Here is a 22,518-nt window from a genome sequence, read left to right as displayed (position 1 = left end):
TCAATGGTGGGTTGGGCCGTATGGCTGGCAACCCGCTCTGCAACCGGGAATACACAGTAAGCGTGTATCTCAACATCTAACTGTAAACGAAAAAGCGCCGGGAATTTCCGACGCTTTTTCATTTGCCGTCAGACTATCAAAAACGATTGTTTTTGATAACGGCAAAACTCTTCTGGCGAATACCCATTTACAGAAGGAAAACAATCTCAAAACTGCTCTCAAAATCAAACTATCAAAAAGCCCCCATAAAGAGAAAGGAGTTACGCAATGAAAATCGGATATGCACGGGTGTCCACTGAAAATCAGAATTTGGAACGCCAAATCGACGCGCTGCACGAGTATGGAGTGGACGAACTCTACACAGAGAAGATGACCGGCACCAAAGCCAACCGCCCGGAACTTGATAAGGTGCGTTTGCGGATGCGTGAGGGTGACAGTGTAGTGGTGGAGAGCCTTTCCCGACTTGGCCGCAGTACGCGCGACCTGCTTAATTTATTGGATGAGTTTGATAAAAAAGGGGTGCAGCTTATCAGCTTGAAAGAATCCATAGACACAGCTACACCGACCGGCAAGCTGTTGGTCACAGTCTTATCGGCTATCAGCCAGTTTGAGCGGGATTTGATTGTCCAGCGTACCGAGGAAGGGTTGAAAGCGGCGCGGGCCAGAGGACGTAAAGGCGGACGGCCCAAGACCGACCAGCGGGTCGTTGAAAAGGCGATAAAGCTGTATCAGACAAAAGCCTATACCGCGCGGGAAACGGCCAATCTATGTGGCATCTCGGTGGCGACCCTGTACCGCGCTCTGTCAGACAGGCAGTAAGGATAACGGGTTATTCCGTACTATAACGAAGTTATAGTACGGGGTAACCTGTTATTTTTCATGGAAAAAATCCGAAAGTCATTGTACGCTATCCCCACAAAGAACCAAAGGGGGGAGAACTTTGACGATTCGTGATGCAAAATCCTATCTGCGCGGCAAGTATACAGGCCACGGCCTGACACAGGAACAGGTTGCGCTGGACGTACTGCACATTGACCCGGCTACGCTGTCAAGGTACATGAACGGCACAACGCAATGGCCGCTTTGGGTAATCCAAACGCTGATGGACTACTTTAGCATTCTGCCGGGGGATGTGTATTCCGTCTTTATTTCGCCGTTTGTCGGCAAATAACACTTTGCGTCTCTGCCCGCCTTGACCGGCGGGTATGGGACTGGATATTCCGTGACACTTTTTGACATCAGCCTATTATTGGAGATTGTCGGTGCCATGACGAAAAAAGGAGAGCCATACAAAATATGAGCCATACTATACAGGCATATCGCTGTGGGCCGGATATCGTCAAAATTATCGCGCGGTCATCACACAATTATATCGCCGCGTTACCTGATAACCTCAATGAACGTGAAAAAGAGAACAAGCGCACATCCCTGTCACGGTCGAGGCGTACGGTGGCGGACATCTTGCACTGCAATTATTTTCGCTTTTTTCTGACCGTTACTATAAAAAACAATGAAAATGGAAGTTCTCCCACAAGAGATGATGTGGTGCAAATCTGTAAAAACGGGCTGCGCACTATCAAGCGTCATTATGGCGGGCCTGTCGGCTATATCATCGTACCGGAGTTATCTGATGAAGATGAAATGAATCCCGGACGCTGGCATGGTCATATCATGTTGACAGCTATTCCCTCTGACATGTTGCAGCCTTACAGTTCATCGGATAAGGGATTGCCTGCAATCATCTATCGCCGGATGGCCGTTGGCATCGACTGTTTTTCAACCCCCGTATTTGCGCGGTACGGATATTGCCTTGTAGAGAGAGTGGGCGACACAAAAGCAGATTATGATGCTCTTGCAAAATATCTGACCAAGACAATGTATTTAGATTCTTGCGCTCCGTTGCCGAAAGGGCAGAGACGGATAATAAGCAGCCATGGCCTCGCGCGTCCCGAGCGCGTTTTCAGTGGTGTAATTAGTAGCGATGAATATGCCACCATCCGCGCATCGTCCGGCGAATCCCTGCGCGATGGCGGCAGGTTGATACACTATGTTTCTCGCTCAGCATTATCTTTTCTGTAACAAGGAACTGCCCGGCGGATCACCGGGCAGTTCCTTCCACATCTGTCCCCAAACTATTTTGTATCCGTCCCCAAATCCCCCAAATCCCAAATCCCAAATCCCAAAAAAGAAAACCCGTCTCCGAAGAGACGGGTTTTAAAGTTGTGTATTGACTTAAACTACAGGGCGTCCACCATACTCAGCGTCGCCACCATTACCATCAGTGGTGCCACCGCCAGGGATAGTTACATTGCCCTGGCCAATGCCGCCGCCTTCCTGTGCAGGAGGTGCAGGGGTCTGAGGAGTTTCAACAGGGGGCGTAGACACGGGATTTTCGGCAGGGGTATCAGGTGTGGTGGGGCGTCCACCATACTCAGCGTCGCCACCATTACCATCAGTGGTGCCACCGCCAGGGATAGTTACATTGCCCTGGCCAATGCCGCCGCCTTCCTGTGCAGGAGGTGCAGGGGTCTGGGTATTGTCGTTGTTACCGGTATTACCGGTGTTGCCAGTGTTATTGTTACCACCGCTTACGGAACCATTTCCAGTGGAAGTGGAGCCGTTGTTGCCCGAGGGCTTAGTATTGGACGTCTTATCGCCATTCTTGTCGCTGGTCTTGTCAGCCTCGTCTGCCTTATCAGCATCCTCGGTCTTATCAACCTCCTGGCCATCTTCGTCCAGTGTCTCGCAAACTACGATACGCAGCTCAGCGGACCACATATTACCCTCAGTTTCCTGAGTAGTAACAACTTCATTCTTGGGGGTAGCGCTCAGGAACACAATATTTGCAGTGCCCTTGTAGCTCATGTTGGATGCAGCGGCCGTGTCGTCAGCCAGGAAAGCGCCAGTTACAGTGATTACACACTCGCCAGTGCCAACCGGAGTGATGTGGCCATTCTCATCAACCGTAGCGACAGCCTCATCGCTGGATGCCCAGGTCAGGGTCTCGGGGTCAACATTCTCAGGAACGACAACGCCGGAATCCTTCATCGCCTGAAGAGCGTCCATACCATCGGAGTCCATTGCAACCTTGGTCGGCTCGATTTCCTCTTCCGGAGCAGTAACGGTGATGTGGCAGGTAGCGCTCAGCTCAGTCTTCTCGGATTTGGCGGTCAGAGTAACATCCGCTTCGCCAGCCTCAACCGCAGTCACATTGCCTTCAGCGTCAACCGTGGCCACCTTTTCGTCGCTGGATACCCATGTGAGCTCCAGGCCCTCAGTAGCCTTCTGAACATCTTCCTCTTTGGCTTCGCCGGCCTCAAAAGTCACATCCAGCTTCACGGTCTCGCCCGCGACCATATCCATCTTTTCGGGAAGGCCAATCTTTTCGATATTGACGCTTCCGCACGCGGTCAGTGCCGCAGCCATGCAAACGGCAACTACCACAGAAACAATCTTCTTGAGTTTCACTTGAAATCCTCCTGTTAACATTTGCTTTGCTTGTATTATACAACAGCTTTATTCAAAAGTCCATATAAAGTCCAACTTGAATCCGACCATCTTATAGACTACAGAAAAGACTATATATGGGCGTGAGAATATGGATACACAAAAGGCAGTTGCAATACGAATACAGCAGCTGTGTGCTGAAAAAGGTTACAATCTACATGCTTTAGCTCGTAAAGCGGGCATCCCGCCAACGACCTTAAAAAACATCATTTATGGGAACAGTAGGAATCCGGGCGTTATTACTCTTAAATTATTATGCGACGGATTGGAGATATCTTTGTATGATTTTTTCGCAACTGAGGAATTTAGGCAGGTGGAACCCGAAGACGAAAAATAAAATTGCAGGAATCATCAATGACCTATCTATCAGGTGATGATACAATATAGGTGTACCCGAGAGGTATATCTGACAAGCCTGCCAACAAGTGTGTAGCACGGCAGGCATTTGGGAGTAACGAAAATGACCCACTATAGGTGCGCCAAATTGCGGCAACACCCATCGGGTACTTTAGGCGGTAGCTAATAGCTACCGCCTATTTTTTATGCAATTTTATTAAAGGAGATGTCAAAATGGAAAAATCGAGAAATCGGATAAAATCAAACAAGCCTTTGTATGTGTGCCAGCGAGGCAATACCACCATTTCGGTATTACCCACAGGCCTGCGTTATGGGGCGGTTGCAATACGCCTGCAGCGCAAAGAAGAGGAGCAAATTAAGAAGTTACAGTGTAAGGTCAAAATCAGCCGTATAAGTACGCTGGATTACAGCGTTCCTGCGGGTACTGTCATCGCAGAGGCGGTGGATATCATTCCGCCGGAAACATGCGCAGAAATTGGCTATCGTGATGACAACAAGGGTTACGCCCGTGCACTGTCGGTTACGGTGCTGGATGACGAGAATGTACAGATAACGATAATCTGCACATTATGCAGTCGAGATGACCAAGGACATATCTGTAGCATCGAGCAGTACAGACATATCGAGCAAATCACGCTAACTGTTGCCGATGTGAAAGAGATGGTCAAAATCATCCAGCTCGTGCACGATGCGGAGTTGACAAACGCGGAAAAGTCAAAAAACAAAAAGCAATATCGAGGCAGCAAAGAGGTTGATGTGACTTATGAAGGTTGATGTATTTGCAGGAGCTGCAATCGCCGCCGATGAGCGTGCTGTGTGTGTATATCTAATAACGGATGCACAGAATGGAACGCTACTAAGCACAGGTGTAAAACAATGCAGCGCCATCCATACGGAGTTAGACAGTATTTGCGCCGCTGTGATGGCACTGGAGTATTTGCGTGCAGTAACACAGGCAACTGTCTATACGGACAACTGTAGTCTGGCAGCACTGCTAACAGGACATACACAGCCGCCTACAGGTATGGGACGGTTAGTACTGGATATACGGCGACGGATGGAAGCCCTGAAATGTGATGTGGTTGTGCGCCTGTCGTGCAGCGATGTGCTTGAAACCGTAAGGCGGTTGGCAGCAGCGGCAACACGGCCGGGCTATATTCCGCCTACGCCGTTACAGTATGACTTGCTGGTAAATCGTATTTAGGAGTTTTACAGCCTGCTATGATCCTCGCAGAGCGAGGATCATAGCAGGCCATGTTGTTACATTCTTGCGCTCACGCATAGGAGCGACCGTTTCGCAACGGGTGAATGTAACAGGAATATCAAAGCGCTGCAATGTCTGCGCAATAATCAGTTGATAAATGTATGCGTACCGTGATAAGGCCACGGTACAGTATACCGCCCGATATGCGCGGGCACGCTCCCGGATTGAGCGTTATCGTCCGGCTTGCTCTTAACCCGAAAAGGCCCGTGCCGTGGGTTAAACGGCCAAGATGGTGGTTGCCTTGCCCCATGACAAAGAGGTGTATAGGATGTTGTCCAAAAATGTGACTAAGCGTTTGACCCATGATGTCAAAGCCGCTCTGGCTAAGTGTGACAGGCGCGGCCAAAGCAAGCACGCCGCCAAGCAGGCGGCCCGCGCCGAGGCACAGCGGACGCAATCGCATTACACCCAAATCACGGGGCTGTACGCCACATCATCGTACGCCACCTATGTTAAGCAAGCCTTGACGGCCCTGCGCTGGATTGCTGACCGATACGGATGTAAGCGACTGAACGAGTGCCGCCCGTATCTTCCGGCTTATTACGCTGAGATGCAGGCGCGGGGACTTTCCGCATGGACGATACGCACGCGGGTCTATGCGCTGTGCTCGGTCTATGATGCCGATTATGCGTCATTGTTCACCGTTGAGCATCTGCCCGCCCGTCACCGTTCCGACATCAAGCGCGGGCGGCAAATCAGCGCGGCGGACACCCGGCATAACACACCCGAGCAAGAAGCTGTGCGCACGATTGCCCGCGCCTGCGGGGCACGTCGTGGCGGGATTCTGGGATTGACAGTAGAAGATTTGATTGCTCGGGATGGACATTTATATGTGCACCTGAGGGAAAAAGGCGGCAAGGAGAGGAATGCGATTGTCCTTCCACAATATGAAACCGCTGTACGCAAAATCTTTTCAACTTATGCCCGGAATCCCAAGGCTGCCGCAACCGGCGGTAAACATCGTTTGTTTAGCTGTTCAGCTCTGCCCAAGGATATGCCGCTTCATTATCTTCGCGCACAGTATGCGCAAGACCTGTACCGATATTATGAGGCACGGGGAGCAGCCTCCGGGCGGCTGTATCATTGCCGGGCAGACCGTAAAGGCCGCAGCTATGACAAAGGAGTATTGATGGCCGTGTCCCATAATCTGGGGCACAGCCGCTGTGATGTGGTCGTCAGCCATTATCTATGATAAGGACTGACACCCTATGACGGATAACCATATTGGTCGGAACAATGGACAAGAATCGACCATACGCTGTACTGAGGTGAGAGATATGTCTCAGTCAGACAGCATCCACTGCGTATTGCGCGAAAAAATCGCTCTGGCGATGGAGCGCCAGATTAACGAACAGTTGTATCTGCAAGGTACAATTACGAAAGAGATGTATGAAGCGGCCAAACTGAGCCTTGATGCCGCTTCCAAGCTGGAAAGGATTGGGACATGAACTATGATTTACTGAGGGCGGTAAACAACGGTGCAAATATACAGGATATGAATTTGCGGGTGGTAGACTATGTCCGCGTATCCACTGCCAGCCGTGAACAGAGAAAAAGTTTTGAAAATCAGCTGGATACCTACCGCCAAATGATTGAGGATAACCCCAACTGGACGTATTCCGGTACCTATTCGGACGAGGCTGTGACCGGCACAAAAGTGTATATGCGCGGCGGTTTTCAACAGATGATTGCAGACGCACAAGCAGGGCTTTTTGACCTGATTATCGTCAAAGATGTAGCACGCTTCGCCCGGAATATCAAAGAGTGTCTTGTGTATAAAGACAAGCTGAAAAGCTGTGGCGTCATGATTTGGTTCGTGAAAGAAGGCATCAATTCTTTCCGCTCTAAAGATGAAATGTTGCTTCAGTGGATGGCAATGGGGGCGGAAATGGAGGCCGAAAATGCCCGCTCCCGCACCAAAATCGTTTTTGAACAGGGCATTCAAAGGGGCAAAGTGTACGGAAATTCTAAAATTTTGGGCTATACCAAAGACCACTGCAAGCTGGTGGTCGATGAGGAAGAAGCGGAAACTGTGCGGTTGATTTTTGACCTGTATGTACATCAGCGTATGGGGCTTCGGCGCATCGCCAAAGAATTGGCTGAGCGTGGCATTACCCGCAAGGACGGCACTCAAATCCCGACCCGCACCCTTAAAACCGTGCTGGAAAATCCTAAGTATAAAGGCTTTTACTGCGGCGGCAAGACCGAAAAGCTGGATATGGGCGAGCGGTATGTCCGCCGGGAGTTGCCTGAAAACGAGTGGGTCATGTATAAAGACCCCGCTATCCCCGCCATTGTCAGCGAAGCATTGTGGGATGAAGCTGCACAGATTCGCAAGGAACGGCAGGGAAAATACCGGGAAGAAGTTACCGCACCCTGTAATCAGGGCATTTACCGCTACAGCGGCAAAATCGTCAGCGGCTTTGACGCTGCGCCCGGTGTTTCTTTTACTCGGTGTCTGTATCGCTATAAAGGCATTAACCGGGAGGGCTGGCAGTGCCGCAACTATAAGGACGCAGCCCATCCCGGCAATATCGGTCCAACGCTGTACAGCGATGAGCTGGACACGATTGTGCAGGGAATGCTGCACGACCTGCTGGGTGGTTATGATACCATGATTGCTGACCTGATGCGCCGCTATCAGTCGGCCACAACCGGGCAGCAGATTGAAAAACGCATGGAAACCTTGAAGAAGGAACAGGAGACCATCGAGAAAAAGCGCCGCAAGCTGCTGGACTTGTACGAGGATGATGCTATCACCAAGGACGAGTATATGACACGCAGCACGGAGCACAAGTCCCGGCTGAATGCCATTCAATCTGAGAGGGAAATGCTGAAAGCATCGTCTGAAAAGTCCCGGCAGATGCTTGTCCAGCTGGACGGGCTGAAACAGAGCGTCAAACGCATGGCCGAGGAAGGCACTCCCAGCAAAGAGACTATCGACAGCCTGATTGATAAAATCGTTGTCCGGGGCGACAGCACCAAAAAGGCAATCAATCTGGAAATCACCCTGAAAGTCATCGCAGTTACTCAGGCCTTTCAGATTCTGCGCAATCGCAAGCAGAACGATGTTTCTTGCAGTTGTTGCAATCAACGTAACTGATTTGGTACCAGGTGCTGCGGCCGACCACACCGTCCTGGGTCAGACCGAATTGTTTTTGGAATTTTTTCACAACGTCCGCGGTGCTCTGCCCATATACACCGTCTACTTCCAGCGTGCCGAATGAAGGATAGTCTTTGGCAATGCGGTTGAGCTGGCGTTGAATAGTGCGCACAGCTTCGCCCGTGGAGCCGATGCGCAAGGGCGTGCCGGGATAACTTTCGGGAATGTCGGCGATGTTATTTGTGCGTACGATCTCCAGGTTGTTGCCGTAGTAGTATTTCAAAATTTCCAAGGCCGTTTTGCCACTCTCGGCCAGGGTGACCGTGCCCCATTGCTTCATGCCGTTGCAGGTGACGGATTTTCCGTCGCAGTACTCGGTGTAATAGGGGTCGATCGTGCCGGGACGGCGCACATAGGTATTGAATATGTCGTCGGTGATTCGGTCCATGGGTTCAAAAATGTCCCGGCCATGTACGTAGTACTGGTCATAGCTGGTGGAGTTGGTGATTTGGAAATTGTATCCTTTGCTTTTGTACCACTCGGTGAACACCCGGTTCAGTGCAAGACTGATCTGAGCGTGAATGTTGGCACGCAGCGCCTGTTCCGGCCAAGTGGGATACACTTCGCTGGAGGCCACGTTTTTGATGTAATCCCGGAAGGAAACCGTTACGTTTTGGGCGCTGGCGGCCGGTCGGCCCAAATGGACGGTGATTTTGTTGGGAATCACCGGTGTGGACAAAATGCGTGCACGGCATGCCTCGATGGGACTTTGACCCGAAGAGCGACCGCCCGCGAACAGTTTGTGTACGGGAATGTTTGTGTCCTCGGCGGGTTCGCTGACCAGCCGGGCGCCGTTCTGGTCCACTGCGGGAATCATATCCAGCGGCTGAACGCTGGTGATGGTGTCAAAGATTTGTACACCTTTTACATCCACGGGCAGATATCCCTCTTTTTCTGCGTGAATGTTGCAGGTGGCGTAGGGAAGAATGGTATTGTCCGGCGAAAGCGAAAGCGAGCGGGGAGGACAGGGAATGGAAATGGCCTCGCTCAACGCGGTGCTGCCGGTGGACAGTTGGATGGTGGTGCCGTCGGAACGTTGGACGGTCACCTGAACATCCGGAACAGGATACGCCTCGGAAGCGGTGTAGCTTCGAAACTGGAGCATCCCGGTGCCGGTGTTTTGAACTGCGGCTTGCTCCATAAAAATACTCCTTTCTGAAATCAGGCGGCACATTGCAGCAGGGAAACTGGTTGAACGCCGCCATCGGTCGGGAGCCAAAGCGGCCCCGTACTCCAAATTATTCGAAGTTTTGCACCGGTGACACTGCGCCCGCCTCTTCCTTTTTGACCGATTTTGCGTTATACTGAAACAAAGGCAAAAAAGCTCGCATGCAGGAGGCTTTTATGGAATTTATTTTGGAAAATGAAATTTTGCACGTAACGGTGCAAAGCTACGGAGCGGAGCTTGTCAGCGTGGTCAACAAGCAGACCGGCCAGGAGATGTTGTGGCAGGCAGACCCCGCGGTGTGGGCTCGTCATGCCCCTATTTTGTTCCCCTATTGCGGCCGTCTGAAGGATGGTTGTTTCACACACAAAGGGGTTCGCTATGAGGGTGGACAGCACGGCTTTGCCCGCGATATGGAGCATACGCTGCGCGAAAGGACCGCCGACAGCGTTACGCTGTGTCTTGAGGCCAATGCGCTGACCATGAAAAAATTTCCCTTCGCCTTCCAGCTCATCACCACCTATACCTTGGAAGGGAACGCAGTGTCCCATCGGGTGGAGATCATCAACGACAGCGATGAAGTCATGCCCTTTGGATTTGGCTTTCATCCGGGATTTAACTGTCCCTTTGAAGAGGGCAAGGCAACGCAGGACTATGTGCTGCGGTTTGACGCACCTCAGTCTCCCGTGGTGGTGGAGACCGGAGAACAAGACGGCCTTGTGACCGGCGAGCGCCGACCGCTGTTTCAAAATGAAACCGATATTCCTTTGACCGATACGTTGTTTGCGCATGACAGCATCTGCATGACAAAGCTGACTGCAAAGACTTTGTCCGTGGTGGAAAAGGCGACCGGCCGCAGCGTGGATGTGGAGATTGCCGGATTCCCCTATGTGCTGATTTGGAGCGCGCCTGGTCCATTGCATTTTGTGTGCATTGAACCCTGGCATTCGCTGCCCGATACGAGGAATGCCTCCGGCCAGTGGAGCGAAAAGCCCGCCGCGGCTCAGCTCAATCCGGGTCAACGCTTCGCCACTGCGCTGAAAATGCGGTTCAACCGATAAAAAACAATCAAAAAAGGCCCTGTTCCTATGGGAACAGGGCCTTTTTTCATGCTTTTTAGAATTCCAGCTCCATCAGCCGGGCAATCGCCAGAATGTAAATCTTCAAGCTCTGGGTCAGCCGGGCCACGGAAACGCCTTCGTTGGCGCCGTGGATGGGACCTACAAAGGCAGGGAATGTTTCGTCAGCCTCTTCCATTCCGAAGCTGACCGCATTTTTAAAGTGGCGGGCATAGGTGCCGCCGCCCATGGTGAAGGGCTTTTTGTTTTGCCCCGTCACTTGGTTGTAAGCGTCAATCAGAGTGCGGATCGCAGGGGAATCGGGCTCGATGTAGAAGGGCACCGAGGGTTTCTCGGCAGCAAAACGAGCACCAAAACGAGCGGCAAAGGCACTCAGTTTTTCCTGCAACGTGTCCGCATCAATGCAAGTGGGATAGCGGATGTCGATGGTCTGACGGATTTGACCGTCCTGCAGCATCACAGTTCCGCCAATGCAGGTCAGCGGAGTAAATACATGATCCTGACAGGCAATGTCCGCAAAGGCGCCGTCGGTAGAATTTAAAAGTTCCTTTTCCATCTGCAAGAACTGGTTTTCTTGTGGGGTGCACAGACCGTGGTCCAGCAGGTATTCCACAACCAATCCGATGGCGTTGATGGTTCCTTCGGGCGTGGAGGCATGGCCGCCCTTGTCGTATCCGGAGATGCGCACAAGGCCTTCGCCCTCGCACGTCACTTTCACCCGGTCGGTGTCGGCAAGTCCGGCCGCATCGGCTTTGACAACCGCAAAAGCCCGGTCGGGCACTACGTTGGCAGCTACACCGCCCTCAAACCGGACCAGATTGCCCTGTCCCAGCACGCCGGTGAATGTGCCGTTGAACAATCCTTTTTCGCCGTATCCAACGGGGAACTCGGCGTCCGGTGTAAAGCAGAAGGCAGGTTCCGGATAATGGGACAAATAGTAGTCCACATCCGCCATAGCGGTCTCCTCGGCGCAGCCCAGCAAAATGCGCAAAGTGTAGGGCAAAGGCTGTCCCTGTTCTTTAAAGAATTTGGCTGCGTAAAGCGTCAGAACCGCGGGGCCTTTGTCGTCCGAGGTTCCCCGTCCGATCACATAGCCCTCTTTTTCCACCAGTTCAAAGGGGTCCGAATCCCATCCGTTGCCGGCGGGCACTACGTCCAGATGGGCAATGGTGGCAATCTGTTTTTCGCTTTCACCCGGAATCTCTGCGTATCCCATGTAGCCCTCGCAGTCGTGCACGTTCAGACCGAAAGAACTCGCCATGTCCAAAGCGGTGTCCAGTGCTTTGCGCACATTTGCACCGAAAGGAGCGCCGGGCTCGGCCGGGCCCTGCACACTGGGAATGCCCACCAGGGTCTTCAAGTCGCGCAGCATCGACTCTTTGTTTTCTTCAATGAATGCGTCAATCTTTTGAATGCGTTGTGTATCGTTCATTTTTTCGACTCTCCCTGCTGTTTGAGTTTCTAATCCCTATTATAGTATAATAAAGAAAATACGCAAGAGAACCCGGGAGGCACGGATGAAGAAAAATATATTGTTTGCTGTGGCGGTGCTGGTGGTGGCCGGTGTGTTGGCGCTGTGGGGCGCGCAGCGGGGCGCAGGCGCCCAGGCGGTGGTCAGCGTGGCGGATGGGCAGACCCAGCGCATTCCGCTTTCGCAGGACGGGCTCTATTCCATTGAGGGTGCGCCTTTTCCCGTGACGCTGGAAGTGAAGGAGGGCGCCATCCGGTTTGTGGACAGCCAGTGCCCCGATCACATCTGCGAAAACTTTGGCTGGCTGAGCAAAGAGTACGACCAGGCCATTTGTGCCCCGGCGGGCGTGGTGGTCAGCATCGAGGAGGGTTAAACGCGAATTTCTCCAAAAATTGACAGGGACCCTTGCGTGGAAGCCGGTTGAATGGTATCATAAATGTAATATGTAAGGTTTTTGAAAAAGAATCGTCAAATTTCTGTAAAAGCGGCCGCAGCAAAAACGCGCCGCTTTCTTTTCGGAAAAGACGCCGTCAGCCGGAGGAGTTTATGACAATATTCGACGTGATCAATCTTGCGGGAGGCATCGCGCTGTTCTTGTACGGCATGAGTATCATGGGTTCGGGCTTGGAAAAGATCGCCGGTGGCAAAATGGAAAGCATTTTGCAAAAACTGACGGCATCCACGCTCCGGGCCGTATTGCTGGGCGCTATCATAACAGGCATCATCCAGTCTTCGGCGGGCACTACGGTCATTGTGATCGGCCTTGTCAACTCCGGAATCATGCAGCTCAGCCAGGGCATCGGCATCATCATGGGTGCCAACATTGGAACCACAGTCACAGGTCAGTTGATCCGCCTGTCAGAGATGTCCGGCACCAGTACATGGATGGAATTCTGCAAGCCCGATACCTTTGCCCCGCTGGTGGCCTTTGCAGGAGCCATTCTGTTTGTGTTTATCAAGGCGCCCAAAAAGCGCAACATCGGCCAGATCATGATGGGTTTTGGCCTTTTGTTTACCGGCATGGGCATTATGACCAGTTCCGTGGAACCTTTGCGCGATTCTCCTTTGTTCGTGCAGTTGTTCACCTCGCTGCAAAATCCGCTTTTGGGCGTTTTGGCGGGCATGTTGGTCACGGTTGCCATTCAGTCTTCGTCGGCGTCGGTGGGCATTCTGCAGGCGCTTTCCAGCACGGGTGTGGTCACCTGGGGCAGTGCGATTCCCATCATTCTGGGCCAGAACATCGGCACTTGCTCCACGCCTTTGATCGCGTCTGTGGGCGCGTCCAAGGCTGCCAAACGCAGTGCTGTGGTTCATTTGTATTTCAACGTCATCGGCTCGCTGGTGTTCATGGTCGTCATCTACGGCCTGAAAGCGCTGCTGCATTTTGACTGGTGGGACAAGCCCATCGGCATGGGCGACATTGCCAACTTCCATACATTGTTCAACGTAGTGGTCACTGTGATGTTTATTCCGTTTGTCCGTCTTTTGGCAAAGCTGGCAGAGATGACCATCCCCGATACGGAAGACGAGCGCACCGAAATAGAAATGCCGGTGCTGGATGAACGTTTGCTCACCTCTCCGGCAGTGGCCATTCAGCAGGCCAAAAGCGCTGTCGAGACCATGGCGCGTAATGCGCAGATGAACTATGCGGCGTCCATTCCGGTCCTGTACAGTCACGACGCGGAAACTTTAAATCTGATCCACCAAAGGGAGAATATGATCGACCAGTTGGAGGTGGCCATCAGCAACTATCTTGTAAAAATCACGGACAAAGAGCTGAGTGAAAACGAGAGCCATGCGGTCAGTGAGTTGTTGAATTTTGTTGTGGAGTATGAGCGAATCGGCGACTACGCCATCAACGTGTGCGAGCGCTCGGGAGAGATGTTTGACAAGGAACTCTCCTTTACAGATTCTGCCAAAGCGGAGCTGGCCTTGGTGGACAAGGCGCTGCAAGAAATTTTGGACATCACCCTGCGGGCGTTTGAACAGAGCGACGTTGCTGTGGCTGAACAGGTAGAACCGCTTGAGGAAACCATTGATTTGATGATTGAATTCATGCGTACACGTCATATTCGCCGGCTGAAAGGCGGCGAGTGCCAGATCGATAGCGGAACCATTTACATGGAAATTCTCACCAATTTGGAACGAATTTCCGATCATTGTTCCAACATTGCTGCACGCATCGTGGGCAGCGAAGAGGACGTGGGTACCTTTGATGCGCATGCGTTCCGCCGGAATATGCACGACGGTTTTGTGCCCAATTTCAACGAAATGCTGGCACAATATAAAGAAAAGTACTATGAGCCTCTGTGCAAAGTATAAAAAAACGGACAGCCAAAAGGCTGTCCGTTTTTTCGCATATGACACGGCGGTTTAGAACGCGTCCTCCTCGTCCTCACCGTCGGAATAAATTTCAATGTAGTCCGGTGTGGTCTTTTTGTCCCAGTACGCCAGCGCGCACACAGCGGCGGCTACCAGAGCCAACCATCCAAGCACTTTCAAAACAAATTTCATCCTCGATACGCCTCCTTTTTAATAGGGAACCACCAGAAAGGAATCAAATCCTCTGGACGTGGGCAAAGGTCCGTTGGCAGGAACGGGGAAAGCCGTGCCAAAAGCGGTTTCTCTGCGATCGAACAAAAATACATTCCCGGGCAAAAGCATCCCCGCCTGTGGGACACGTCCGAACAAAGTGCGGAACAACTCAGCCGGCAGAACGCTTTCTGCGCTCCAATATTCGCCCTGTTCGTCCTGTCCCGCCAAATGCCGGACAGCAGGCGCAGCCAGCACTTTTTCCAGAACGTCGTCCTTATAAAGCGACAATTCACAGTTTTGTCCTTTTCCCAACACCGCAAACAAGTAGCGCTCGGCAGTGTCGTCGGCAGTGATGGCAAGACCGATGCGCGCAGTGGCAGGGGGTGCTCCGTCAAACACCGTGACACTGTAATACAGGGCACCTTCGCGCACGTAACAGCGCAGATACGAATAGACCTCACCGCGTTCAGGTCGGCCCTGAAATTCCGTGACCTTCAACGCGGGAAGCGTCTCGAACGCAAGGGGCGAGGCGCTGTCAGTAACAAGAAACGGCAAAACGTTCCCTCCTGCAAAAAAGCTATATGAAATAGTATACCACAATGCTCTTAAGAAACGCAACGTTCGAGTTTGTGAAAGATTTAATTTTTGTTGACAGTATCCCGCTGAATGTTAAAATAAAATAATGAAGGACTGCGGTTTTTGTCTTGAAGAGAAAGACCGCCACAAGTAAGGATAGAGAAGAGGGATCACACTGATGTTAGCCAAACTGAAACGCAGCGCCGAGGGCGCCCGCGTGCCGCACCACAAAGGGACGGCAGACCTGGCGACTGAGAAGATGCCCCTGCCCGAAAAGATCGTACTGCCCATGCAGCAGCACATCGGCGCTCCTTGCACCCCTGCGGTGAAAAAAGGAGATACCGTCTATGTGGGCACGGTCGTGGGCACGGCGGGCGGCTTTGTCAGCGCGGACATCCACTCCGGTGTTTCCGGCACAGTAGAGGCCGTGGACAGTGTCCACATGCCCAACGGTGCGGTGGTGCCTGCGGTGGTCATCAAGCCCGACGGAAACCAGACCCCGGACCCGGCCTGCAAGCCGCCGGTGGTCACAGATGCGGCCAGTCTGGTGGCTGCTGCACGTGCCTGCGGCCTGGTAGGCCTGGGCGGAGCAGGTTTCCCCACTGCGGTAAAGTTGTCACCCAAGAATCTGGATGAAATCGACACGCTGGTCATCAACGGCGCCGAGTGCGAACCGTACATCACCGCTGACAACCGGGAATTTCTCGAGTGCAGTGACACGGTTCTGCGCGGCGTAGCTGCGGTCAAAGAGCATCTGGGCATTCAAAAGGTCATTTTTGGCATCGAGCGCAACAAGCCCGCTGCCATTGATTTGATGTTCAGCCTGACCAAGGGCGATCCGAGCTATCAAGTGCTGCCTTTGGACAGCCGTTATCCCCAGGGCGCTGAGAAAGTGCTCATTGAAAAGACCACTGGCCGGGAAGTACCCCGGGGCGGTCTGCCCAGTGATGTAGGTGTGATCGTGATGAACGTGACCACTGCGTCCACTTTGGGCAAATTCCTGGACACAGGCATGCCCCTGACCACCAAGCGTCTGACCGTGGACGGCGATGCAGTGACCACGGCGAAAAACGTAGAGGTCATCATTGGCACGCCCATGCAGGATGTGCTGGGATTTTGCGGTGTGAAAACCGATCAAATGGAAAAACTGATCATGGGTGGTCCCATGATGGGCACGGCGGTGTGCGACCCCTCGTTCCCCGTTCTCAAACAAAACAATGCGCTGCTGGCGTTTTCCGCTCAAAAGGCGCATTTGCCCGAACCCGGTCCGTGCATTCGCTGCGGCCGGTGCATTGCGGCTTGCCCGCTGGGCCTGTCTCCCGTGGAAATCGCCGGTGCGTTCACCAAGGGCGACGTGGACGGATTGAACAAGCTGATGGTGGACCTGTGCATGGGCTGTGGAAGTTGTACCTTTGTATGCCCGGCAAAGCGGCCGGTGGCTCAGACCATGAGTCTTGCCAAGGTCATGCAGAAGAACGGAGGGAAGAAGTAACGAATGGAACCGAAGAAATTAGTTGTTACCGCATCCCCTCATATTGTGGACCAGTCTTCCACCCGCGGACTGATGGGGCATGTGATCGTTGCGCTGCTGCCGGCTTTGGTAGCCAGTGTGTTTATTTTCGGCGCCCGTGCGCTGCTGGTCACAGGCGTGACCGTGGCGGCCTGCGTAGGCTTTGAGGCGCTGTACTGTATCCTGATGAAAAAGCCGATTCCCGTGGGCGATTTGTCCGCGGTGGTCACGGGCATTATCCTGGCGTTTAACCTGCCGGCTACCATTCCCCTGTGGATCGCAGTAGTGGGCGCGTTCATCGCCATTGTTGTGGTCAAGCAGTTGTTTGGCGGCATCGGCTGCAACTTTGCGAACCCCGCGTTGGTGGCTCGTATCGCTCTGTTTGTAGGTTTTGCCGGCCGGATGACATCTTATGCGTTCCCTCAAACGGATATCGATGCACTGGCCACAGCTACACCGCTGGTAGCGGGAAAGAGCATCTCCAGCATGGATATGCTGTTCAATCTGGCGCTGGGCATTCACGGCGGTGTGCTGGGCGAGACCTGCTCGGTCATGCTGCTTTTGGGCGGCATCTATCTGATTGCCACCCGCACCATTTCTCCGGCCATCCCGGTCAGCTATCTGGGTACCGTGGCCGTGCTGAGTTTGGTGTTTGGCCAGGATGTTTTGCTGCAGCTTTTGGGCGGCGGTTTGCTTTTGGGCGCCTTCTTCATGGCCACAGACTATGTGACCAGCCCCTTCACCCTGAAGGGCAAGATCGTGTACGGCCTTGGCTTGGGCATCATCACTTGCGCCATTCGGTTCTGGGGCAACATGGCCGAGGGCGTCAGCTTCTCATTGCTGATTATGAACTTGCTGGTCCCGTACATCAATGACCTCACCCGTCAGAAACCGCTGGGAGGTGTGAAGTCGAAATGAAAGTGTGGAACGATTTTGTAAAACCCATTGTGGTTTTGGGCGTGATCTGTCTGGTGGCCAGTGCACTGCTGGCAGGCACCAACGGCTTGACAGCGCCCATCATTAAGGAAAATACCGAGCGCACGGCCAACGCCAACCGCACCGAGCTTTTGCCCGACGCTGACACCTTTACACAGGTGGAGTGCACGGTGGAAGGCGTGACCGAGGCTTATAAGGCCGACAACGGCGCAGGCTATGTGATCACCGCCGCAGCCAAAGGTTATGGCGGCGACGTGCCTGTGATGGTGGCCTTCAACAGCGAGGGAACCATCACCGCGGTGAAGTTCTTGGACAACGACGAAACCCCGGGCCTTGGCCAGAAGGTCAAGAACGAGGATTTTAGCGGACAGTTTGCCGGTCGTGAAGCTCAGGAAATGGAGCTTGGAGACATCGATGCCATCTCTGGCGCTACGATTTCTTCCCGGGCGGCTTTGAATGGCATCAACAGTGCCATTGAGGCGTACAATGTGCTGTCCGGCAACAGCGAGTCAAAAACCGAGCTGACCGCCGACGAGATTCGTGCCGCGGTACTGCCTGACGCAGGGGAGCTGACGGCCATCGAATTGGATGCGCCCGGTGTGACCGAAGCGTACAAAGGAAGCAATTACGGTTATTTGATTTATGTGGAGGGCGTGGGATACCACGACAAACCCATGTATGCGGCAGTTGGCTTTGATGACGAGGGCGTCATCACGGGCCTGTGGACAGACGGAATGGGTGAAGGCGAACCCGTGCGGGAGGCTTTCACTGGTTTGGGCCTGGCAGACCAACTCATTGGCAAGACCGATGCGTCTGAGTTTGATGGGGTTGCAGGAGCGACGATGTCCAGCAATTTGATGCGTGACACCATTCAAATGGCCGTGGACGCGTTTCAACTGGTAAAGGAGGCGTAAGCGATGAACGGAAAGCTGAAAATCGTAACAAATGGCCTCCTGAAGGAGAACCCCTCTCTGCGTTTGGTTCTGGGCACTTGTCCGACGCTGGCGGTTACCACCTTGGCTGTGAACGGCCTTGGCATGGGCCTGGCTGCTACGTTTGTACTGGTTTGCTCAAACATTGCAATTTCTGCGCTGCGTAAAATTATTCCGGACAAGGTTCGTCTGCCGGCGTACATCACGGTCATCGCCACATTCGTGACGGTGCTTCAGATGTTGGTCAAGGCATATCTTCCTTCTCTGGATGCTTCTCTGGGCATTTTTCTGCCTCTGATCGTAGTGAACTGCATCATCTTGGGACGTGCCGAGATGTTTGCGTCCAAGCACGGCATTGTGGATTCGGCTTTGGATGGCTTGGGCATGGGCATGGGCTTTACGCTCACCCTTTTGGTGATGGGTTCCATCCGTGAGATACTGGGCGCAGGTACGCTGTTCGGCGTGCAGATCGTGCCTTCTGCGATCGATCCCATGACCGTATTTATCACTCCGCCGGGCGGTTTCTTCGTGTTCGGCTGCCTGATGGCGCTGGTCATCTGGATCGAAATGAAAACCAACAACCGCATTCCCCGTAAGATGGGTTGCGAAGGATGTCCCGCCAAGGGTGCCTGTGCAGGCGGCTGTGAAGGCAAACCCGAAGCGGCGAAAGGAGGCGAGGCGTAATGGCAGCCAATCTTGCAATGATTTTTTTCAGTATGATCCTGGTAAATAACTACGTCCTCGTGCAGTTCTTGGGCATCTGCCCGTTTTTGGGTGTTTCCAAAAAGCTGGATTCCGCCTTTGGCATGTCCTGTGCGGTAGTGTTCGTTATGGCGCTGGCCACGGCGGCCACCTGGCCCATCTACACCTACATTCTGGAACCGCAGGGCCTTGCTTATTTGCAGACCATCGTGTTCATTCTGGTGATTGCGGTCCTGGTCCAGTTGGTGGAGATCATCATGAAAAAATATATGCCTCCCTTGTATAAGGCGCTGGGCGTTTATCTGCCTTTGATCACGACCAACTGCGCGGTGCTGGGCGTGACCATTTCGGTCATCGACGAAGGCTACAACTTTGCCGAGAGCCTTGTGTGCGCAGTGGGTGCAGGCTTCGGCTTTATGCTGGCCATGGTCTTGTTCGCAGGTGTGCGCAAACGCTTGGAAGACGCAAAGCCGCCCAAATGCTTTGAGGGTCTGCCCATCACGCTGGTCAGCGCCAGTGTGGTAAGCTTGTCCTTCATGGGCTTCGGCGGAATCATCGAAAACATCTTCGGCGCATAAAGGGGGAAGAAGGCATATGAGTATCGTAATAGCGGCGGTGGTCGTCACCGTCATCGGCCTTCTCGGCGCTGCCATTCTGGTAGTGGCCGCCCACTTTTTCCATGTGGAGGAGGACGAGCGCGTGGGTAAGGTGCTGGAGTGCCTGCCCGGTGCAAACTGCGGCGCCTGCGGCTATGCAGGTTGTGCCGATTACGCCAAAGCCATTGTGGCCGGTGCGCCGGTGAACAAGTGTGTTCCCGGCGGCGCGGCATCTGCCCAAGGGGCTGCGGCTGTCATGGGTGTGGAGGCTGGCGAAGTAGTAAAGCGCAAAGCCATCGTGGCCTGCCAGGGCAGCTACGAGCACACCAGTGATAAGTATCAGTATGAGGGAATCGAAAGCTGCGCGGCTTGTGCGGCGCTGTACAAAGGCCGCTCTGCCTGTGAGTTCGGCTGCCTTGGCTACGGCGATTGCCAGAAGGCCTGCAAGTTTGACGCCATCATTGTTTCCAATGGGTTGGCTCGGGTCAATCCCGAAAAGTGCACTGGCTGCGGCGCCTGTGCCGAGGCATGCCCCAAACACATCATCGAGGTGCGCCCCGAAAGCGAAAAGCCCATGGTCCTTTGTGCGAACCATGACCGCGGCGCGCAGACCCGCAAGGCTTGCACCGCTGGTTGCATCGGCTGTATGAAGTGCCAGAAAGCCTGCCCGGTGGAGGCCATCAAAGTGGTGGATAATGTGGCCCACATTGACGTGGACAAGTGCATCGGTTGCCGCAAATGCGTCAACGAATGCCCGGTCCATGCCATCGCCATTCCCAAAGTGATCTGATCGGTCTCAAGGCCCGCGCAATCCGGTTCTTCCGGACCGCGCGGGCCTTTTTAACGTTTTTCCAATTTGTATTTTATTCTTAAAATTATACTTTTCGGAAAAGGAGTGTCGTTTTGAACACGCAAACGGTGGGAGGAGCTTTCTACAAAAGTCTGGCGGCCATTGCCCTGCCGGTGGCTTTGCAGAATTTGATTTCCTTCAGCGTCAATCTGATGGATACCATCATGCTGGGCAGTTTGGGCGAAGTGGCGCTTTCTGCCAGCAGCTTGGCCAATCAGGTGTTTTTTATTTATACGGTAGCCGTATTCGGTATCGCTAGTGGTGCCATTGTTTTGTGCAGTCAGTATTGGGGAAAACAGGACGTGGGGGCCATTTGCCGCGTCACAGCGCTTGCGCTGCGTCTGGCGGCGGCAGCGGGTTTGTTTACCATGGTATTTTTACTGGCGTTTCCAAGGCAGATCATGCAGGTGTTCACAAATGAGCCGGATGTGATTCAGGCCGGCGTGGACTATCTGCGCATTGTTTGTTTTTCCTATTTGTTTTATGGCGTGACATCCACCTTCCTCATGGTGCTGCGCAGCACCGAGACCGTGAACATCGCGGTGGTGATTTATGCGGTGTCCTTTGTGGTGAATGTGGGAGGAAACTACGCATTTATCTTTGGCAAATTCGGCGCACCTCGTATGGGCGTGGCCGGCGCGGCAGTGGGCACGGTCCTGGCCCGCGTGGCAGAGTTTTTGCTGGTGCTGGGATATATGGCGTTTTTTGAAAAGAAGCTGCGTTTTCGTCCTCGAATGGTGGCACTCGCTTCGGGCGGATTGGGACGGGATTTGTTCCGCTACGGCATGCCGGTCATGATGAACGAACTTTTGTGGAGTTTGGCCATCTCCATGCATTCGGTGGTGCTGGGCCATATGGGCAGCGATGTTGTGGCAGCCAATAGTATCTGTTATATTATGTATCAGATGGTCACCAGCATTATCTTTGGTGTTGCCAACGGGTCAGCGGTGTTGGTAGGAAAAATCATTGGTGCGGGAGATTGGGCCTATGCACGGGCCTGCGTATCCCGACTGGTCCGGGTCTATGCAGTGTTGGGGGTTGTGTGTGCCATTTTGGTGTTCGCAATCGGCCTTCCTATGTTGGCGTTATACGATATACAGCCTACCACGGTGGCGCTGGCGCAAAAGCTCATGGGCGTGTACGCCTTCGCCATGTTCTTCCAGGCGTTTACTTGTCCGCTGATCAGCGGCGTTTTGCGGGGCGGCGGAGATACCCGGTTTGCCATGGCAGTGGACGTTGGCTGCATCTGGGCGATGGTGCCTTTGGGCGCGGCAGCTTTCTGGCTGGGTGCACCTGCGGTGATTGTGTTGTTTGTACTGAAGTTTGACATGCCAATAAAAGCGGCGTTGTGTCTGCGTCGTTTGGCGGGCGGTCAATGGATACGCAGTGTGACGCGCTGAGCGAAAGGGAGGAGAGACAATGGACCTGTTTGTTTGCAGCAGCTTCGAACAAGGTGGACCGGATGAGGCATATCGCCGTCAGCAGATGAGCCGGGAGGCGGCCGCCGTGTGCCGCGGTGCCCTGGCTGCAGGCGGGGAGCGCATTCTGGTCAAGGATGGATGCGGTACGGGCTACAACATCGACCCGCAACTCTTGCCGTCGGAGGCTCAACTCAACCGTGGTTGCGCCCAGGATGTGTACGGCCGGATGAGCGGGATTCAAAGAGGCGGTTGGGACGCGGCTGCTTTCACCGGTTTTGCCAATCGGTGTCCCGGTGTACATACGGAGTCCATTGAAATCAACGGCCTAATTGGCAGCGAGTTCCTTTTGTGTGCCTACGCGGCAGGTTTGGAAAATGTGCCCGTGTGTTTTGTGTCCGGCGACGCGGCAGTTTGTGAACAGGCTCGACGTCTGATTCCTTCCATCGCCATCGTC

At 53.5% G+C, this 22,518-nt stretch carries 25 protein-coding genes; 20 read left to right on the top strand and 5 right to left on the bottom strand.

Annotation, left to right across the window (positions count from 1 at the left end):
• Positions 1-267: 267 nt before the first annotated feature.
• The 3 genes from AB5H98_RS06980 to AB5H98_RS06970 all read left to right on the top strand — a co-directional run bounded on the left by AB5H98_RS06980 (position 268) and on the right by AB5H98_RS06970 (position 2,079).
• The gene (locus tag AB5H98_RS06980; RefSeq protein WP_367925195.1) at positions 268-819 is read left to right on the top strand and encodes a recombinase family protein; all 552 of its coding nucleotides are present in this window, start codon (positions 268-270) and stop codon (positions 817-819) included.
• A 121-nt stretch (positions 820-940) separates the two neighbouring features.
• On the top strand, positions 941-1,171 hold the full coding sequence (locus AB5H98_RS06975; RefSeq protein ID WP_367925194.1) for a helix-turn-helix domain-containing protein: 231 nt from the start codon (positions 941-943) through the stop codon (positions 1,169-1,171).
• 125 nt (positions 1,172-1,296) lie between these two features.
• Positions 1,297-2,079 carry a hypothetical protein gene (locus AB5H98_RS06970; RefSeq protein ID WP_367925193.1) on the top strand — a complete coding sequence of 261 codons (783 nt, stop codon included), beginning with the start codon at positions 1,297-1,299 and terminating at the stop codon, positions 2,077-2,079.
• Positions 2,080-2,232: 153 nt separating this feature from the next.
• Here AB5H98_RS06970 and AB5H98_RS06965 read toward each other — a convergent pair whose 3' ends face one another.
• Positions 2,233-3,468 carry an Ig-like domain-containing protein gene (locus AB5H98_RS06965; RefSeq protein ID WP_367925192.1) on the bottom strand — a complete coding sequence of 412 codons (1,236 nt, stop codon included), beginning with the start codon at positions 3,466-3,468 and terminating at the stop codon, positions 2,233-2,235.
• Between the two features lie 130 nt (positions 3,469-3,598).
• On the opposite strand from AB5H98_RS06965, the gene AB5H98_RS06960 reads away from it, so the two are divergent.
• From AB5H98_RS06960 to AB5H98_RS06935, 6 genes are all read left to right on the top strand, one after another.
• Complete coding sequence (locus AB5H98_RS06960) at positions 3,599-3,844, top strand: helix-turn-helix domain-containing protein (RefSeq protein ID WP_087183013.1); 246 nt, start codon at positions 3,599-3,601, stop codon at positions 3,842-3,844.
• 233 nt (positions 3,845-4,077) lie between these two features.
• Entirely contained in the window at positions 4,078-4,638 is a 561-nt protein-coding gene (locus AB5H98_RS06955; protein ID WP_367925191.1) for a hypothetical protein, read from the top strand.
• Complete coding sequence (locus tag AB5H98_RS06950; RefSeq protein WP_367925190.1) at positions 4,628-5,068, top strand: hypothetical protein; 441 nt, start codon at positions 4,628-4,630, stop codon at positions 5,066-5,068. Before AB5H98_RS06955 ends, AB5H98_RS06950 begins: the two co-directional genes overlap by 11 nt.
• 328 nt (positions 5,069-5,396) lie before the next feature.
• Positions 5,397-6,320, top strand: a complete 924-nt coding sequence (locus tag AB5H98_RS06945) for a hypothetical protein (protein ID WP_367925189.1) — start codon at positions 5,397-5,399, stop codon at positions 6,318-6,320.
• A gap of 16 nt (positions 6,321-6,336) precedes the next feature.
• Positions 6,337-6,576: a hypothetical protein gene (locus AB5H98_RS06940; protein ID WP_367925188.1), complete on the top strand. Its 240-nt coding sequence runs from the start codon at positions 6,337-6,339 to the stop codon at positions 6,574-6,576.
• Complete coding sequence (locus AB5H98_RS06935; RefSeq protein WP_367925187.1) at positions 6,573-8,231, top strand: recombinase family protein; 1,659 nt, start codon at positions 6,573-6,575, stop codon at positions 8,229-8,231. The genes AB5H98_RS06940 and AB5H98_RS06935 overlap by 4 nt, the downstream gene beginning before the upstream one ends.
• Here AB5H98_RS06935 and AB5H98_RS06930 read toward each other — a convergent pair.
• Positions 8,155-9,432: a peptidoglycan-binding protein gene (locus AB5H98_RS06930; RefSeq protein ID WP_367925186.1), complete on the bottom strand. Its 1,278-nt coding sequence runs from the start codon at positions 9,430-9,432 to the stop codon at positions 8,155-8,157. The genes AB5H98_RS06935 and AB5H98_RS06930 overlap by 77 nt on opposite strands.
• Positions 9,433-9,635: 203 nt before the next feature.
• On the opposite strand from AB5H98_RS06930, the gene AB5H98_RS06925 reads away from it, so the two are divergent.
• Positions 9,636-10,517 carry an aldose 1-epimerase family protein gene (locus AB5H98_RS06925; RefSeq protein WP_367925185.1) on the top strand — a complete coding sequence of 294 codons (882 nt, stop codon included), beginning with the start codon at positions 9,636-9,638 and terminating at the stop codon, positions 10,515-10,517.
• A 55-nt stretch (positions 10,518-10,572) separates the two neighbouring features.
• Here the strand turns inward: AB5H98_RS06925 and AB5H98_RS06920 are convergent, their stop codons facing one another.
• The gene (locus AB5H98_RS06920; protein WP_367925184.1) at positions 10,573-11,967 is read right to left on the bottom strand and encodes a Sapep family Mn(2+)-dependent dipeptidase; all 1,395 of its coding nucleotides are present in this window, start codon (positions 11,965-11,967) and stop codon (positions 10,573-10,575) included.
• An 85-nt stretch (positions 11,968-12,052) separates the two neighbouring features.
• On the opposite strand from AB5H98_RS06920, the gene AB5H98_RS06915 reads away from it, so the two are divergent.
• Both AB5H98_RS06915 and AB5H98_RS06910 read left to right on the top strand, forming a co-directional pair.
• Entirely contained in the window at positions 12,053-12,379 is a 327-nt protein-coding gene (locus AB5H98_RS06915) for a NusG domain II-containing protein (RefSeq protein ID WP_367925183.1), read from the top strand.
• 173 nt (positions 12,380-12,552) lie between these two features.
• Positions 12,553-14,328 carry a Na/Pi cotransporter family protein gene (locus AB5H98_RS06910; protein WP_367925182.1) on the top strand — a complete coding sequence of 592 codons (1,776 nt, stop codon included), beginning with the start codon at positions 12,553-12,555 and terminating at the stop codon, positions 14,326-14,328.
• A gap of 51 nt (positions 14,329-14,379) precedes the next feature.
• On the opposite strand, the gene AB5H98_RS06905 is transcribed toward AB5H98_RS06910, so the two are convergent.
• Both AB5H98_RS06905 and AB5H98_RS06900 read right to left on the bottom strand, forming a co-directional pair.
• Positions 14,380-14,520, bottom strand: a complete 141-nt coding sequence (locus tag AB5H98_RS06905; protein WP_367925181.1) for a hypothetical protein — start codon at positions 14,518-14,520, stop codon at positions 14,380-14,382.
• A gap of 18 nt (positions 14,521-14,538) precedes the next feature.
• On the bottom strand, positions 14,539-15,096 hold the full coding sequence (locus tag AB5H98_RS06900; RefSeq protein ID WP_367925180.1) for a hypothetical protein: 558 nt from the start codon (positions 15,094-15,096) through the stop codon (positions 14,539-14,541).
• Between the two features lie 199 nt (positions 15,097-15,295).
• On the opposite strand from AB5H98_RS06900, the gene rsxC reads away from it, so the two are divergent.
• The 8 genes from rsxC to AB5H98_RS06860 form a co-directional block, all read left to right on the top strand.
• Positions 15,296-16,609 (top strand): electron transport complex subunit RsxC, encoded by a 1,314-nt coding sequence (rsxC, locus tag AB5H98_RS06895; protein WP_367925179.1) that lies wholly within the window; start codon positions 15,296-15,298, stop codon positions 16,607-16,609.
• Positions 16,610-16,612: 3 nt separating this feature from the next.
• Entirely contained in the window at positions 16,613-17,545 is a 933-nt protein-coding gene (locus AB5H98_RS06890) for an RnfABCDGE type electron transport complex subunit D (RefSeq protein ID WP_367925178.1), read from the top strand.
• Positions 17,542-18,477 carry an RnfABCDGE type electron transport complex subunit G gene (locus AB5H98_RS06885; protein WP_367925177.1) on the top strand — a complete coding sequence of 312 codons (936 nt, stop codon included), beginning with the start codon at positions 17,542-17,544 and terminating at the stop codon, positions 18,475-18,477. Before AB5H98_RS06890 ends, AB5H98_RS06885 begins: the two co-directional genes overlap by 4 nt.
• 3 nt (positions 18,478-18,480) lie before the next feature.
• On the top strand, positions 18,481-19,179 hold the full coding sequence (gene rsxE / locus AB5H98_RS06880) for an electron transport complex subunit RsxE (protein ID WP_367925176.1): 699 nt from the start codon (positions 18,481-18,483) through the stop codon (positions 19,177-19,179).
• Positions 19,179-19,775, top strand: a complete 597-nt coding sequence (locus AB5H98_RS06875) for an electron transport complex protein RnfA (protein WP_367925175.1) — start codon at positions 19,179-19,181, stop codon at positions 19,773-19,775. The genes rsxE and AB5H98_RS06875 overlap by 1 nt, the downstream gene beginning before the upstream one ends.
• Positions 19,776-19,791: 16 nt before the next feature.
• Positions 19,792-20,583 (top strand): RnfABCDGE type electron transport complex subunit B, encoded by a 792-nt coding sequence (locus AB5H98_RS06870; RefSeq protein ID WP_367925174.1) that lies wholly within the window; start codon positions 19,792-19,794, stop codon positions 20,581-20,583.
• Between the two features lie 113 nt (positions 20,584-20,696).
• Positions 20,697-22,043, top strand: coding sequence for an MATE family efflux transporter (locus AB5H98_RS06865; protein ID WP_367925173.1), 1,347 nt, complete (start codon positions 20,697-20,699; stop codon positions 22,041-22,043).
• 19 nt (positions 22,044-22,062) lie between these two features.
• On the top strand, positions 22,063-22,518 hold a 456-nt coding region (locus AB5H98_RS06860; protein ID WP_367925172.1), incomplete at its 3' end, for a M55 family metallopeptidase.

It is taken from the genome of uncultured Ruthenibacterium sp., from assembly GCF_963558415.1.
Taxonomy (GTDB): domain Bacteria; phylum Bacillota; class Clostridia; order Oscillospirales; family Ruminococcaceae; genus Ruthenibacterium.
This window is presented reverse-complemented; position numbering and strand designations above follow the sequence as displayed.